General features: G+C 73.4%; 14 protein-coding genes. 10 read left to right on the top strand and 4 right to left on the bottom strand.

All coding sequences use genetic code 11. The annotated features are described in order from the left end of the window. Window positions 1-51 precede the first annotated feature (51 nt). From pbpC to FHS88_RS17115, 3 genes are all read left to right on the top strand, one after another. Window positions 52-2,067, top strand: coding sequence for a penicillin-binding protein 1C (gene pbpC / locus FHS88_RS17125; RefSeq protein WP_338146634.1), 2,016 nt, complete (start codon window positions 52-54; stop codon window positions 2,065-2,067). A gap of 435 nt (window positions 2,068-2,502) precedes the next feature. Continuing rightward, complete coding sequence (locus FHS88_RS17120) at window positions 2,503-3,372, top strand: DMT family transporter (protein WP_184486695.1); 870 nt, start codon at window positions 2,503-2,505, stop codon at window positions 3,370-3,372. A gap of 183 nt (window positions 3,373-3,555) precedes the next feature. Further along, window positions 3,556-4,260, top strand: a complete 705-nt coding sequence (locus FHS88_RS17115; RefSeq protein WP_184486694.1) for a class I SAM-dependent methyltransferase — start codon at window positions 3,556-3,558, stop codon at window positions 4,258-4,260. Between the two features lie 20 nt (window positions 4,261-4,280). Here the strand turns inward: FHS88_RS17115 and FHS88_RS17110 are convergent, their stop codons facing one another. From FHS88_RS17110 to FHS88_RS17095, 4 genes are all read right to left on the bottom strand, one after another. After that, the gene (locus tag FHS88_RS17110) at window positions 4,281-5,204 is read right to left on the bottom strand and encodes a metal ABC transporter permease (protein WP_184486693.1); all 924 of its coding nucleotides are present in this window, start codon (window positions 5,202-5,204) and stop codon (window positions 4,281-4,283) included. A 208-nt stretch (window positions 5,205-5,412) separates the two neighbouring features. Next, entirely contained in the window at window positions 5,413-6,705 is a 1,293-nt protein-coding gene (locus FHS88_RS17105; RefSeq protein ID WP_184486692.1) for a metal ABC transporter permease, read from the bottom strand. Between the two features lie 145 nt (window positions 6,706-6,850). Continuing rightward, entirely contained in the window at window positions 6,851-7,642 is a 792-nt protein-coding gene (locus FHS88_RS17100) for a metal ABC transporter ATP-binding protein (protein ID WP_184486691.1), read from the bottom strand. Continuing rightward, on the bottom strand, window positions 7,639-8,604 hold the full coding sequence (locus tag FHS88_RS17095; RefSeq protein WP_184486690.1) for a metal ABC transporter solute-binding protein, Zn/Mn family: 966 nt from the start codon (window positions 8,602-8,604) through the stop codon (window positions 7,639-7,641). The genes FHS88_RS17100 and FHS88_RS17095 overlap by 4 nt, the downstream gene beginning before the upstream one ends. Before the next feature lie 135 nt (window positions 8,605-8,739). On the opposite strand from FHS88_RS17095, the gene FHS88_RS17090 reads away from it, so the two are divergent. From FHS88_RS17090 to FHS88_RS17065, 7 genes are all read left to right on the top strand, one after another. Then, entirely contained in the window at window positions 8,740-9,063 is a 324-nt protein-coding gene (locus FHS88_RS17090) for an ArsR/SmtB family transcription factor (protein ID WP_184486689.1), read from the top strand. A gap of 211 nt (window positions 9,064-9,274) precedes the next feature. After that, window positions 9,275-10,168 (top strand): cytochrome c oxidase subunit II, encoded by an 894-nt coding sequence (gene coxB, locus FHS88_RS17085; RefSeq protein WP_184486688.1) that lies wholly within the window; start codon window positions 9,275-9,277, stop codon window positions 10,166-10,168. 22 nt (window positions 10,169-10,190) lie between these two features. Beyond that, window positions 10,191-11,783, top strand: coding sequence for a cytochrome c oxidase subunit I (gene ctaD, locus FHS88_RS17080; protein WP_184486687.1), 1,593 nt, complete (start codon window positions 10,191-10,193; stop codon window positions 11,781-11,783). Between the two features lie 24 nt (window positions 11,784-11,807). Beyond that, entirely contained in the window at window positions 11,808-12,767 is a 960-nt protein-coding gene (locus FHS88_RS17075) for a heme o synthase (protein WP_184486686.1), read from the top strand. Continuing rightward, a complete protein-coding gene (locus FHS88_RS21145; protein WP_272872841.1) occupies window positions 12,764-12,892 on the top strand; it encodes a hypothetical protein in 129 nt (42 codons plus the stop codon). Before FHS88_RS17075 ends, FHS88_RS21145 begins: the two co-directional genes overlap by 4 nt. Window positions 12,893-12,961: 69 nt before the next feature. Next, complete coding sequence (locus tag FHS88_RS17070) at window positions 12,962-13,570, top strand: cytochrome c oxidase assembly protein (protein WP_184486685.1); 609 nt, start codon at window positions 12,962-12,964, stop codon at window positions 13,568-13,570. 168 nt (window positions 13,571-13,738) lie between these two features. Next, window positions 13,739-14,599, top strand: coding sequence for a cytochrome c oxidase subunit 3 (locus tag FHS88_RS17065; RefSeq protein WP_184486684.1), 861 nt, complete (start codon window positions 13,739-13,741; stop codon window positions 14,597-14,599). Window positions 14,600-14,721 lie beyond the last annotated feature (122 nt).

Genomic DNA, 14,721 nt, shown 5'->3' with positions numbered 1-14,721 from the left:
CTCTGGCGGGAGGGGCCCGGGGAGGGCAGCGCCCTCCCCGCACGCCCCGCCGTGATCCGTCACGCCCTCCTCGCCGCGGCCGCCTTGGTCCTCGCCGTGGTCGCGCTGGACCGGATCGCACCACCTGACCTGTCGCGGCTTCGGGCCGTGGGGGTCGAGGTTCGTGATCGCGAGGGGCGGGTGGTCTCGGTGCTGCCGGCGCCGGGCGGGGTGTGGCGGCTGGCGACTGCGGTTGCGGATGTCCCCCCGGAACTGGTGGATCTGCTCGTCGCGGCGGAGGATCGGCGCTTCCGCTGGCATCCGGGCGTGGACCCCGTGGCGCTGGCGCGGGCGGCGGTGCAGTGGGTGCGGGCGGGGCGTGTCGTCTCGGGCGGTTCGACGCTGACGATGCAGGCCGCGCGGCTGCTCGAGCCGCGGCCGCGCACGCTGCGCTCCAAGGCGATCGAGATCCTCCGCGCGCTGCAGCTCGAGGCGCGGTTCAGCAAGGAGGAGATCCTCGGCATCTGGCTGACCCTCGCCCCGCAGGGCGGCAACATCGAGGGCGTGCGCGCCGGGGCGCTGGCCTGGTTCGGGCGGCCGGCGGCGCGGCTCGATGCGGCGGAATCGGCGCTGCTGGTCGCGCTCGCGCGGCGGCCGGCGGCGCTGCGGCCGGACCGCCATCCGGAGGCGGCGCGCGCGGCGCGCGACGGCGTGCTGGCGCGGCGCGGCGCGCCGGGCCTCGCGGCGGCGGATCGCGCGGTCGCGCTGGCCGCGCCGATGCCCGAGCGGCGCCAGCCCATGCCGCGCCTCGCGCCGCATCTCGCGCGGGAGGTGGCGCGCGGCGCCGCCGGCACGGTGACGCTCACGCTCGACGCCGCGCTGCAGCGCGCGGCGGAGCGGCTGGCCGCGGAGGTGCTGCCCTCCCTGCCGGAGCGCGCCTCGGTGGCGATCGTGGTGGCGGATGTCGCAACACGGGAGGTGCGCGCGCTGGTCGGCGGGGATTGGGGCGCGGAAGCGCGGGCGGGGGCGCTCGACCTGACGCGCGCGGTGCGCTCGCCCGGTTCGGCGCTGAAGCCCTTCCTCTATGCGATGGCCTTCGAGCGCGGCATCGCCACGCCGGGCACGCTGATCGCGGACCTGCCGCGGCATTTCGGCGCCTATGCGCCGGAGAACTTCTCGCGCGATTTCGCCGGCCGCGTGACGGCGGCCGATGCGCTCAGGATGTCGCTGAACCTGCCCGCCGTGGCGCTGCTCGAACAGGTGGGCGTGTTGCGCTTCGCCTCGGCGCTGAAGCGCGCCGGCGCGCCGCCGCGCCTGCCGCGCGGGGCGGATGCCTCGCTGCCGCTCGCGCTCGGCGGCGCGGGCACGACGCTGCGGGAGATGGTGGGGCTCTATGCCACGCTCGCCGATCACGGGCGCGCCGCGCCGCTGCGCCTCGTCCCGGGCGGGGCGGTGGCGCCGGAGCCGCTGTTCGAACGCCGGGCGGCCGATGCGGTGGCGGCGATCCTGGTGCAGCGCTTCCCCGGTGGCGGGCCGGGCGGCGTGGCCTGGAAGACCGGCACTTCCTGGGGCGGGCGGGATTCCTGGGCGCTCGGCTTCGACGCGCGGCATGTGGCGGGGGTGTGGATCGGGCGCCCGGACGGCACGGCGATGCCGGGGGCGACGGGCCGGCACCTCGCCCTGCCGGTTCTCGCGCGCGTCTTCGCCCTGCTGCCCGAGGCCCCGCGCGAGGGGATGCGCGTGATGGCCGAGGCGCCCCGCGCGCAGGCGCCGGTGGACCGGCTGCGGCTGCTCTTTCCGCCGCAGGGCGCGGCGCTGGCCGAGGGCGCGGGGCCGGTGACGCTGCGCGCGGCGGGCGGGCGGCGGCCGCTCGCCTTCCTCGTGGATGGCGCGCCGGTCCCGCATGAGCCGGCGCGGCGCGAGGCCGCCTGGACGCCGCCGGGGCCAGGCTTCTACCGCGTGACGGTCCTGGATGCCGAGGGTGCCGCCGTCTCGGCAGCGGTGCGCGTGCGGCCCGCCGATGCGCCGCAGCAGGGCGCCCCGTCCCTGGTGCTGGTTCCGGCTTCAGCCATCGGCGCGGGGCCATAGGGCGGGCGGGAACAGGCGGAGCGGTGCGCGCGGGCAAGGTGCTGAAGCCGCTGTAGTCAGCCGGGCGGGCGGCAGTGGCGCGGGCGTGGCTGCCGGGCAGGATGGCCCGCCGGGACGGGGCGGCGGCGTCCGGCAGCGGGGCATCGGCACGGCGCGGGTCGGTCCTGCTGCGCGCATGGCATGATCCGGTGCGCGGCGTCCTCGGTGCGGCGTGGCTGGGGCTGCCTCGCCTGCGGTGCGCCGAGCGGTCCATGCGGGGCGAGCACGGGTGGGCAGGGGACGCATCGCGCCGCCGCGCCGCTTGTCCGGCCGGTCCGCGCCGGGGCGGTGTGCCCCCGATGGCCCGCCGCGCCGGCGGCCGCGCGTGAAGCGCGGTTCGGACCCGCGTCGCGGCGCCTTCCGCAGCGGCACGCTTCCGGCGAGTATGCGCCCAACATGCCAACGCGCCTTGCCGGGGTCGCGCTGCAGCTGGCGGCGCTGGCGACCTTCGTCGTCATGGACACCATCATCAAGCTGCTGACCGCGGAGTTCCCGGTCACGCAGCTCATGTGGGCGCGCTTCCTCTTCGGCTTCCTCACCGTGGCCATCGCGCTGCGGATCATCGGCGGCCAGGTGCCCTGGCGCTCGCGCGCGCCGGGGCTGCAGACGCTGCGGTCGCTGACGCTCGCCGCCTGCAACTGGCTGTTCACCACCGCGCTCGTCCACATCCCGCTGGCCGACGCCACGGCGGTGGGTTTCGCCTCGCCGCTTTTCACCGTGGCGCTCGCGGCGCTGTGGCTGAAGGAGAGCGTCGGCTGGCGGCGCTGGGCCGGCGTGGCGATCGGCCTCGGCGGCGTGGTGGTGCTGCTGCGCCCGCCCTTCCTCTTCGCCGGCGAGCCGCCGCACTGGGCGATGCTCCTGCCGCTCGGCACCGCGGCGATGTTCGCCGTCTATCAGATCCTGACGCGCAAGCTCGCGACGCTGGACGACCCGCGCACCACCATCCTGCACACGAGCCTCGCCGCCACCCTGCTCACCTCCGCCGCGCTGCCGGCGGCCTGGGCGTGGCCCTCGGCCGGGGAATGGGGGGCGCTGGTGCTGCTCGGCATCCTGGGCGGGGCGGGGCATGGGCTGCTGGTGATGGCCTTCGCCCGCGCCCCGGCCAGCCTGCTCGCGCCCATGTCCTACACCCAGATGATCTGGGCCGTGCTGGCGGGCATGCTGGTCTTCTCCGATGTGCCGGACGGGCTGACCATCATCGGCATGGTGATCGTCGCCGCCGGCGGGATCCTGGTCGCGCTGCCCGACCGCGCCCGCGCCCGCTGACGCGCCTCCCAACTGGGGCGTATCGTTGCGGCGGCGGCGGCGCGCGGCCCCTGCACGCGGCGCTTGCACCCGCGCCGCCGCTGGTCTAGCCAGACGCTTCATCGCTTGCATGTCACCGGCGGCAAGGCCGCCGCCGGGCCTGCGACGGCCCCGGGCCAACGGGGCGCGGGCGTGAGGGGATCCATGGCTGATATCGGACTGGCCAAGGGGGCCGAGGAGCGCGGGCACGCCCGGGCGGCGCTCGACGCCGACAGCGTGCGCGAGGCCTATCGTCGCTGGGCCGGCGTCTATGATGCCGTGTTCGGCGGGATCTCCGGCTTCGGCCGGCGCCGCGCGGTGGCGGCGGTCAATCGCCTGGCCGGGCCGCGCGTGCTCGAGGTGGGCGTGGGCACCGGCCTCGCCCTGCCGGCCTATCGGCGCGACCTCTCGGTGGTCGGCATCGACCTCTCGCGCGAGATGCTCGAGAAGGCCAAGGAACGGGTGGAGGCCGAACGCCTGCCGCATGTTCGCGGCCTGCTCGAGATGGACGCCGAGCGCATGGCCTTCGCGGACGCGTCCTTCGACATCGCGGTGGCCATGTTCACCGCCTCGGTGGTGCCGGACGCGAAGCGCCTCTTCGCCGAGATGTCGCGGGTGGTGCGTCCGGGCGGCCATCTGCTGTTCGTGAACCACTTCGCCGCCGAGGGCGGCCCGCGCTGGTGGGTGGAGCGGGCCATGGCGCCGCTGTCCCGCCGCCTCGGCTGGCACCCGGATTTCGCGCTGCGCGACCTGCTCGACCCCGACACCACCGCGGTCGAATCGATCGAGCCCTGCCCGCCGGCCGGCATCTTCACGCTGGTGCAGGTGCGCAACCCGGAAGGCTTCGCGCAGGCGCTCGCCGCCGAGTAGCCGCCGCCGGCCCGCCGCCGTCAGGCGGTCGCGGCGCGGCCGGGCGCGCGGCTGCGCAGCAGCGCCGCCAGCGCCACCGCCAGACCGCCCAGCGTGCCGATCACCCCGGCGGCGTTGAGCGAGAGCGCCATCCCCGCCGCCGCCGGCAGCGGCCCGGCCAGCGCGTAGCCGGCCACGCCGAGCGCCGCCCCCAGCGCGGCGCCACCCAGGACCTGGGTGCGGTAGTCGTCCGTCAGCAGCCGCATCGCCGCGGCGGGGCAGACCAGCATCGCCACGACGAGGATGCTGCCCACCGCCTCGAAGGCCGCGACCGCGGCGGCCGCGACCAGCATGTTCAGCGCCAGTTCGAGGCGCCGGGCCGGGAAGCCGAGCGCGGCCGCGTAGTCCGGGTCGAAGCAGAGCAGCTTGAGCGGCCGCCACAGCGCGGCGACGACGAGCGCCACCGCGAGCCCCACCCCCGCCAACAGGTGCAACTGCCGCGGCAGCCCCGCGAGCGCCTGCGCGTCCAGCAGCGAGCCCCAGCCCGTCGCCTCCAGCCAGACCAGCGTCTCGAGCTGCCCGAACAGCACGCAGTCGAGGTCGAGATCCACGCTGCGCGCCCCGCTCACCTCCATCAGCACGAGGCCGCCGGCGAAGAAGGTGGTGAAGACCGCCCCGGTCGCCGCCCCCGATTCGATCCGCGCCGCGCGGCGCACCAGCGTGATCAGCAGCGTCGCCGCCAGCGCCGCCACCAGCGCGCCGGCCAGCATGGGCAGCCCCGCGCGCGCCCCGGTCAGGGCGAAGCCCGCGATGATCCCGGGCAGCACGGCGTGGGAGAGCGCATCGCCGAGCAGGCTCTCCCGCCGCAGCACCAGGAAGGAGCCGAGCAGCCCGCAGGTCGCGCAGGCCAGCAGCGCGGCGAGCAGCGCGGGCAGGTCGAGCCGCAGCAGGTCGAGCGCCGTCATGCCGCGCCTCCGCCGGCTCCGGGGCGGGGAAGCGGGCGCCCGCGCCCGATCGCCGCGCCGCCGCTCGGCCGCGCGGCCGCCGCACCGGCCCAGCGCGGCCCCGGGCGTGCAGGCCGCGGGCGCCGCCCGCGCCGGAGCACCGGCTGTTGCGGCCACCACCTTGGGCCCGGCCGGCAGGCGCGACGCCCTCGCGCTTGGGTGGCCTGCCTCATGGCTTGCCCCCCAGCGCATGGGGCGATGCGGGCAGCGACGAGGGCTCGGGCAGCAGCCGCGATGCGGCTTCCGGGCTGAGGCCGTGCTCGACCAGATCCGCGAGCCGGTCCGCCCCGGCCGTGTCGGCCGCGCCGATGGCGAGCAGATGATGCTCCACCGCCCGGTGCGCGCGCACCGCGCGCCGCGCCGCCGCCGCGCCGCGCGGCGTGAGATGCACCTGCCGCTCGGACAGCGCCACCAGGCCGCGCAGCGCGAGCCAGCGCGCCAGCCGCCAGGCGCGCGCCTCGGCCCAGCCGCGCGCGGCCGCCAGTGCGGCGATGGGCGTCCAGCGGTCGCCCGCCGTGCCGGGGCCGGCGCCTGCGGCCTCCTGGGCTTCCCAGGCCGCGCGCAGGAAATGCTCCTCGGCCGCGGCGAGGCGGCGGCGGGCGCGCCGCAGCGCCTCCGGCACGAGGCCGCGGTCGGGCGAGAACAGCAGCGCGAGGGTGAAGCAGGCCGCACCGGCGAGCACCACCGCCGCGCCCGTCGGCAGGTCCGGCGCCGCGGCCGAGGCCGCCGCGCCCGCCGCCCCGCTGGCCGCGCCGACGACGGCCGAGAGCAGCAGCAGCCGCGGCAGGCGGTAGGTGAGCAGCCGCGCGGTCGCGGCCGGCAGCACCAGCAGCGCGACGATCAGGATCAGCCCCACCGCCTGCAGCCCGGCGACGGTGACGGTGACGATCAGGCCGAGCAGGGCGAGGTCCGTCCGTGCCGCCGACATGCCCTGCACGCGGGCGAAGTCGGGGTCGAAGCAGGCGGCGCGCAGGCGCTGGAACAGCAGCAGGCAGAGCGCCAGCGCCAGGGTGGCGACGGCGCCGGCCCAGAGCGCGTCCTCGGCCCGCATCGCCGCCGCCTGGCCGAGGATGAACTTGGTCAGCCCCGCCTGCGCGGCCCCTGGCATGGTCTGCACGTAGGAGAGCAGCGCCACGCCCACCGCGTAGAAGGAGGAGAGGACGATGGCGATGGCCGCGTCCTCGCGGATGCGGCGGGTGCGCGCGAGCGCCTGCACGGCGAGCACGCCGAGCACCCCCGCGAGCGCTGCCCCGGCCAGCAGAGGCGGCAGGCTGCGCGGGTCATGGCCGAGGGTCGCGACGATCATGGCGGCGAGCACCACGCCGGGCAGCGCCGCGTGGCCCACGGCGTCGGCGACCAGGGCGCGGCCGCGCAGCAGGGCGAAGGCGCCGACCGTGCCGGCCGCGAGGCCGAGCAGGGCGCAGCCGGCCAGCACGACGAGGGTGTTGTAGCCGAGGGTCATGGCGCCGGCGCCGGGAAGGGAGCGCCCCGCCGCACGCGCGGGATGGCCGGCCGCCGGCCGCATCGGCCCGAGGCCCGGTGACGGAGAAGGTCGAGGGGGGGGCGGAAGGCGGCGTTCCCTCCTCCCCCCGCGATCCGCCATCGCGTCATGACCGCCCCGCCGCGTGGACGGAGGCGTGTTCCAGGAGGTTCAGCCTGCCGCCATAGGCGGCCGCGATGGCCTCCGGCGTGAACGCGTCCCGCACCGGGCCGGCCGCGATGGCGCGCCCGTTCAGCAGCAGCACATGGGCGAAGTAGTCCGCCACGGTGGAGAGGTCGTGATGGACCGCGACCACGCTGCGCCCCGCCGCCGCGAGTCGCCGCAGCACCGCGACGATCGCCTGCTCGGTGGCCGCGTCCACGGCCGCGAAGGGCTCGTCCATGAGGTAGAGGTCGGCATCCTGCGCGAGCGCGCGGGCGAGGAAGACGCGCTGCTGCTGCCCGCCGGAGAGCCGGCCGATCTGCCGTTCCGCGAGATCGGCGAGGCCGACCTCGGCCAGCGCGGCGCGCGCGGCCTCGCGCTCGGCGCGCGGCACCCGGCCCCACCAGCGCATGCGCGGATAGCGCGCCATGCAGACGACATCGAGCGCGGTCGCCGGGAAATCCCAGTCCACGCTGGCGCGCTGGGGCAGGTAGCCGACGCGGTTGCGCACCTCCTCCAGCGAGCGGCCGAAGAAGCGGGCGGTGCCGGAAAGGGCGGGGATGAGCCCGAGGGCCGCCTTGATGAGCGTGGACTTGCCGGCGCCGTTCGGCCCGACGATGCCGGTCAGGCCGGGCGGCGCCGACCAGGTGACGTCCCACAGCACGGGCCTTTCGCCGTAGGCGACGGTGAGGCCGCGGATCTCGAGCGGCGGCGGCGAGCCGGCCCGGGCCGCCGCCTCCCCGCCATCGGCGCTCATGCGGCGAGCCTCCCGTTCATGCCGCGCGGCGGCGCACTGCCGCCGAGGGCGCGGGCGATGGTGGTCATGTTGTGGTCGAGCATGCCTTCGTAGGTGCCTTCGTAGGTGCCGGGGCGGCCCATCGAGTCGGAGAACAGGTTGCCGCCCATGGCCACACGCTGGCCGCGCGCGCCCGCGCCCTCGATCAGCGCGCGCACGGCGCGGTCGGGCACCGAGGTCTCGGCGAAGACGGCCGGGACGCGGCGCTCCACCAGCAGCCGGACCAGCGCCTCGATGGAGGCGAGATTGGCTTCCGATTCGGTGGAAAGGCCCTGGATGCTGCGGACTTCGAGCCCATAGCGCAGGCCGAAATAGGCGAAGGCGTCATGGGCGGTGACCAGCAGGCGCTGGCCCTGCGGGATGGAGCCCAGCACCTGCCGGCCATAGGCGTCGAGCCGGGCGAGCCGGGCGCGGAAGGCGCCGAGCGCCTCGGCGAAGGCCGCCGCGTGCTGCGGCAGGGCGCGCGAGAGCGCCTTGGCGACCGCCGGCGCGGCATCGGCCCAGAGCACCGGGTCCATCCAGACATGCGGGTCGGCGGCGTCGGGGTAGTCCTCCTGGGCGCGCAGCCGCTCGCGCGGGAGGGCCTCCGCCACCATGACCACGGGCTTGCCGGCGGCGCGCGCGCGCTCGAGCACGTCGCCCATCCGCCCCTCCAGGCGGTGGCCGTTCGCGAAAAGCAGGTCGGCCGAGAGGATGCGGGCGATGTCGCTGCGCGTGGGGCGGAAGAGATGCGGGTCCACACCCTCGCCGATCAGCGTCTCGGTGCGCAGATGCCCCCCGGCGATGCTGCGGACCATGTCGCCCACCATGCCGACGGTGGAGAGCGCGAGCGGCGGGCGCGCCTGCGCCAGGGCGGGCGCGGGCAGCGCCGCCGCGAGGGCGGCGAGGAGGCCCCGCCGATGAACCGATGAACACGTATTCATCTCTTCATTTATTCCTTGAATTTCAAAGACTTATATCGAAACAGCAGCTTGGGCGGGAACGCCGCCGCGTCAAGCCCGCCCTTGCGCCGCCGCGCCGCGCGGGCGAGGATTCGGGCGAGGGACAAGGAGCGGCGCATGCGCGCCCGGGTGCGGCTCGGCGACGATCTCGTGGTGGAACTGGCGGAAACCTTCCGCCTGATGAGTGACCCGACGCGGCTGAAGATCATCCTCGCCTGCCTCGACGCCCCGGCGGCGGTGGGCGAGATGGCCGAGCGGCTGGGCATCTCGGCCTCCCTCGTCTCGCATCATCTGCGGCTCCTGCGCGCGGCGCGGCTGCTTCAGGCCGACCGGCGCGGGCGGCAGGTCTTCTACGTGGTGGGCGACGAGCACATCCGCTCGATGCTGACCGACATGGCCGACCATGTCAGCGAGGAGGAACCGGCCGAAGGCGAGGGCTGACCGCGCCTGCGGCATCGTTGCGCAGGCGGAGACTTGCCCTGCATTCGGAAGCGCTCACTTGTGCGCTGCGGGGCGGCATGATTATGGTCCGCCCGCAGCGTCGTGTCCGCCGATGGGCGCCATGACGCGCGCATGGCTTTGCCTCGCGGCTTCGTCGTGCGTGGAACCGGTGGTCTTGGGTCGGCGCGGCGGACGCGCACGGGGAATGGTGATGCGGTTGAGCGACGGGAAGCGCTTCTGGGCGGCGATGGGCGCCCTTGCCGCGGTCTTCGCGGTTCTGGCGGCGCCTGCGATGGCGCAGGGCATGGTGGGCGCGCCGACCTCCTGGGGCATGGGCCTTCAGGAATCGGGCGGGCCGATCAAGGACGCGATCGCGGGTTTCAACGCCCTCGTCTTCGGCATCATCGTCGCGATCACGATCTTCGTGTTCGTGCTCCTCGTCTGGTGCGTGTGGCGCTATCGGGCGGAGGTGAACCCGACCCCGTCCACCACCAGCCACAACACGATGCTGGAAGTGGCCTGGACGGTGGTGCCGGTGCTGATCCTGATCGTGATCGCGATCCCCTCCTTCCGGCTCGTCTACTACCAGGACCGCACGCCCAATGCCGACCTGACCATCAGCGTGCAGGGCCGCCAGTGGTACTGGAACTACACCTACCCGGACCACGGCAACTTCACCTTCGACAGCTACCCGCTCGCCGAGGACCAGCTCCCGCCGAACCAGCGGCACCTGTTCCGCCTCGCGGTGGACAATGAGCTGGTCATTCCCGTCGGCGCCAATGTCCGCGTGCTGACCACCGGGCGCGACGTGATCCATTCCTTCTTCGTGCCCTCGCTCGGCGTGCAGAAGTACACGATCCCCGGCCGCACGCTGGAGACCTGGATGCGCGCCGATCGCGAGGGCGTCTATTACGGCCAGTGCAACCAGATCTGCGGCACGAACCACTGGTTCATGCCGATCGCGGTGCGCGCCGTGAGCCGCGAGGAGTTCGACCGCTGGGTGGCCGAGGCGCGGCAGCGCTTCGCCCGCGCGGACGAGGAGCCGGCGATCGCCGCGCCCGCCGCGCCCGCCGACACCGTCCAGATTGCTGACGCGCGCCGCTGAGGCGCGGCCGAGAGGAAGACCGATGGCGACCGCAACCGACGCGCATCACGACCACCACGACCACAAGCCCGGCTTCGTGGCTCGCTGGCTGTTCTCGACGAACCACAAGGACATCGGGACGCTCTACATCATCTTCTCCGTCATCGCGGCGCTGATCGGCGTCGGGTTGTCGGTGCTGATGCGCATGGAGCTGCAATCCCCGGGGATGCAGATCTTCGCCGACGGGCAGGTGTGGAACGCCTTCGTCTCGGCACACGGGCTGATCATGGTGTTCTTCGTGGTCATGCCGGCGCTGATCGGCGGGTTCGGCAACTGGTTCGTGCCGATCATGATCGGCGCGCCGGACATGGCCTTCCCGCGCATGAACAACATCTCGTTCTGGCTGCTGGTGCCGGCCTTCCTGCTGCTGGGCGCCTCGCTTTTCGTCGGCGAGGGGCCGGGCGCGGGCTGGACGATCTATCCGCCGCTGTCCGACAGCACCTACCACCCGTCCATGGCAATGGACCTGGCGCTGTTCTCGCTGCACCTGGCGGGCGCCTCCTCCATCATGGGCGCGGCCAACTTCATCACCACCATCCTGAACATGCGCGCGCCGGGCATGACCCTGCACAAGATGCCGCTGTTCGTGTGGTCCATGCTGGTCACCGCCTTCCTGCTGCTGCTCGCGGTGCCGGTGCTGGCCGGGGCGATCACCATGCTGATCACCGACCGCAACTTCGGCACCGCCTTCTTCCGGCCCGAGGGCGGCGGCGACCCGGTGCTGTTCCAGCACCTGTTCTGGTTCTTCGGCCACCCCGAAGTCTACATCATGATCCTGCCGGGCTTCGGGATCATCAGCCACGTCGTCTCGACCTTCAGCCGCAAGCCGGTGTTCGGCTACCTCGGCATGGCCTACGCCATGGTGGCGATCGGCTTCGTGGGCTTCATCGTGTGGGCGCACCACATGTACCAGTCCGGCATGGACGTGGACACGCGCGCCTACTTCATGGCCGCGACCATGGTCATCGCCGTGCCGACCGGCATCAAGATCTTCTCCTGGATCGCCACCATGTGGGGCGGCTCGATCGAGCTGAAGACGCCGATGCTGTTCGCCATCGGCTTCATCTTCCTCTTCACCGTGGGCGGCGTGACGGGCGTGGTGCTGGCGAATGCGCCGATCACGCAGATCCTGCACAACACCTACTACGTGGTGGCGCATTTCCACTACGTGCTGAGCCTCGGCGCGGTGTTCTCCATCTATGCCGGCTTCTACTACTGGATCGGCAAGATGAGCGGCCGCCAGTACCCCGAGTTCTGGGGCAAGGTGCATTTCTGGCTGACCTTCGTCGGCGTGAACCTGACCTTCTTCCCGATGCACTTCTCGGGCAACCAGGGCATGCCGCGCCGCTACCCGGACTACCCGGAGGCGCTGACGGCGTGGAACTTCATCGCCTCGGTGGGCTCCTACATCTCGGCCGCCTCGCTCCTGCTCTTCATCTACGTGGTGTGGCTGACCTTCCGCTCGGGCGAGAAGGCCGCGGCCAACCCCTGGGGGCCCGGCGCGACCACGCTGGAATGGCAGGTCTCCTCGCCGCCGCCCTTCCACACCTTCGACGAGCTGCCGCGCGTCCGGTAGGGCGCGCGACCTGACGGAGACGCCATGAGCGACACCGCCATGGAACCGGGGCAGGGGGGCGCGGCCCCCCTTCCTGCTTCCTACGACATGTCGGAAGTCGGCGACTGGATCGCGCTGCTCAAGCCGCGCGTGATGACGCTCGTCGTCTTCTCGGGGCTCGTGGGCATGCTGGTCGCGCCCGGCGCGCTCGCCATGCATCCCGTGCTGGCGGGCACGGCCATCCTGTGCATCGCGGTGGCGGCCGGGGCCGCGGGCGCCATCAACATGTGGTATGACCGCGACATCGACGCGGTGATGCGGCGCACCGCCCGCCGCCCGATCCCGGACGGGCGCATCCAGCCCAACGCGGCGCTCGCCTTCGGGGTGATGCTCTCGGTCGCCTCGGTCACGCTGATGTGGCTCGCGACCAATCTCGTCGCGGCGGGCGTGCTGGCGCTGTCCATCGCCTTCTACGTCTTCGTCTACACCATGTGGCTGAAGCGCCGCACGCCGCAGAACATCGTCATCGGCGGCGCGGCCGGCGCCTTTCCGCCGGTGATCGGATGGGCCGCGGTGACCGGCGACGTCACGCTCGTTCCCGTCCTGCTCTTCGCCATCATCTTCGCCTGGACGCCGCCGCATTTCTGGGCGCTGAGCCTCTGGGCGCATGACGACTACGCCCGCGCCGGCGTGCCGATGCTGCCCGTCACGGACGGGGCGCGGCGGACGCGGCGGCACATCCTGGCCTACACGGTGCTGCTGGCGCCGCTCGGCCTCGCGCCATGGGCGGTCGGCTTCGCCTCCGGGGCCTATGCGGTGGTGGCGGCGGCGCTCGGCGCGCTGTTCCTGCGCCACGCGCTCGCCGTGCTGCGCGACGCGCAGGATGCGGAGGGACGCTCCCTCACCCGGGATGCGCCGGCCAAGGCCTGCTTCCGCTTCTCGCTCACCTACCTCTTCGTGCTGTTCGCCGCGCTGGCGGCCGACCGGCTGGTCTTCGGCCCATGACCCCCGAGGAAAGGGCGCTGTTCGAGAAGCGCCGGCGCGCGCGCAACATCGCCATCCTGCTCGTGCTGGTGGCGCTGTCGGTCCTGTTCTATTTCATCGGCATGGCGCGGCTGCTGCGCGCCTGAGCCGGCGTTGCACGGCGTTGCAAACACGCGGCTTGCGCGCCGGGCACCGAAGCCCCAATGGGAAAGGCCATGGATCGCGACGCCATCGCCCGCCGGAACCGCCGCACCGCCGCCGCCGTCTTCGGCGTGGTGGTCGGCATGGTCGGCCTCTCCTTCGCGGCCGTGCCGCTCTATGACCTTTTCTGCCGCGTCACCGGCTATGGCGGCACGCCGCAGATCGGCCAGCCCGCCCCCGGGGCGACGGACCGGACCATCACCGTCCGCTTCGCCGCGACCACGCAGCCGAACCTGCCCTGGCGATTCCAGGCCGAGCAGACCGCGATGACGGTGCGGCTGGGCGAGGAGGGGCTTGCCTTCTACTCCGCCCAGAACCGCTCGGACACGCCGGTCACCGGCATCTCGGTCTACAACGTGACGCCCGAAAAGGTCGGGCGCTACTTCCACAAGGTCGCCTGCTTCTGCTTCGACGAGCAGACGCTGACCCCCGGCCAGCGGGTGGACATGCCGGTCTCCTTCTGGGTTGATCCGCGCATCGCGGAGGACCCGAACACGCGCGACGTCACCACCATCACCCTCTCCTACACCTTCTTCCGCACCATGGAGGATGCGCGGCGCGCCGGCGCGCTCGCGAATGCGGGGCCGCATGTCGGCCGCGCGGGGGCGGCGCGGACGAACTGAACGCCGCGGGCGGCCGCGGTCGCCGCGCCGCTGGTTGCGCCCGCGGTTCGAGGCTGCGATCCGCGCCGCAGGGCTTGATCCCGCAGGGGTTTTCGGGATTGATGCGGCGCGATGCGCGAAGGCGGTCCCGGCTGCCGGCGCGCGCCCGTTTCAGGTCCAGGAATTCCGATGGCCAGCACCAGCCACGCCCATGGCGACACGGCGAACGGTCACTCCGCTTCGCCCTACAAGCACCCCTACCACCTGGTGGATCCGTCGCCCTGGCCGCTGACCGGCGCCTTCGGCGGCGGTGCGCTGGTGCTCGGCATCATCCTCTGGGCGCATACCGGCTCGCAGTGGGTGTTCTGGCTCGGCCTCGCCATGACGCTCGGCACCATGTTCATGTGGTGGCGCGATGTCGTGAAGGAGAGCCAGACGCCCGGCCTGCACAGCCCGATCGTGCGAATCGGCCTGCGCTACGGCATGGTGCTGTTCATCGCCTCCGAGGTGATGTTCTTCGTCGCCTTCTTCTGGGCCTGGTTCCACTTCGCGCTCTATCCGGAGCACGTCTCGGGCGCCGCGCAGGCGGTCTGGCCGCCGGCGGGGATCAAGACCTTCGACCCGTGGGACCTGCCCTTCCTCAACACCATGATCCTGCTGCTCTCGGGCTGCACGGTGACCTGGGCACATGCCTCGCTGCTCAACAACGACCGCAAGGGGCTGATCAACGGCCTCGCGCTGACCGTCGCCCTCGGCATCCTGTTCACGCTGCTGCAGGCGAAGGAATATTCGATCGCGCCCTTCCCCTTCTCGGGCGGCGTCTATCCCTCGGTGTTCTTCCTCGCCACCGGCTTCCACGGCTTCCACGTCATCGTCGGCACCACCTTCCTCGCGGTCTGCCTTGTCCGCGCGATCAAGGGGCACTTCACGCCGCAGAAGCATTTCGGGCTGGAGGCCGCGGCGTGGTACTGGCACTTCGTGGACGTGGTGTGGCTGTTCCTCTTCGTCTGCATCTACTGGTTCGGCGCGGGCGAGATCGCGCACCACTAGGCTCGCGCGCGGGCGCCTCGCCTGGCGCCCGATGGTCCGGGCGCGGTCGCGCCTTTCCTGCCGGCCGGCCCCGCAAGGGCCGGCCGTTCGCCGTTCAAGGGGGCGCTTCGCCCCACGAGGGA

The organism is Neoroseomonas alkaliterrae (genome assembly GCF_014199195.1).
GTDB classification, from domain to species: domain Bacteria; phylum Pseudomonadota; class Alphaproteobacteria; order Acetobacterales; family Acetobacteraceae; genus Neoroseomonas; species Neoroseomonas alkaliterrae.
This window is presented reverse-complemented; position numbering and strand designations above follow the sequence as displayed.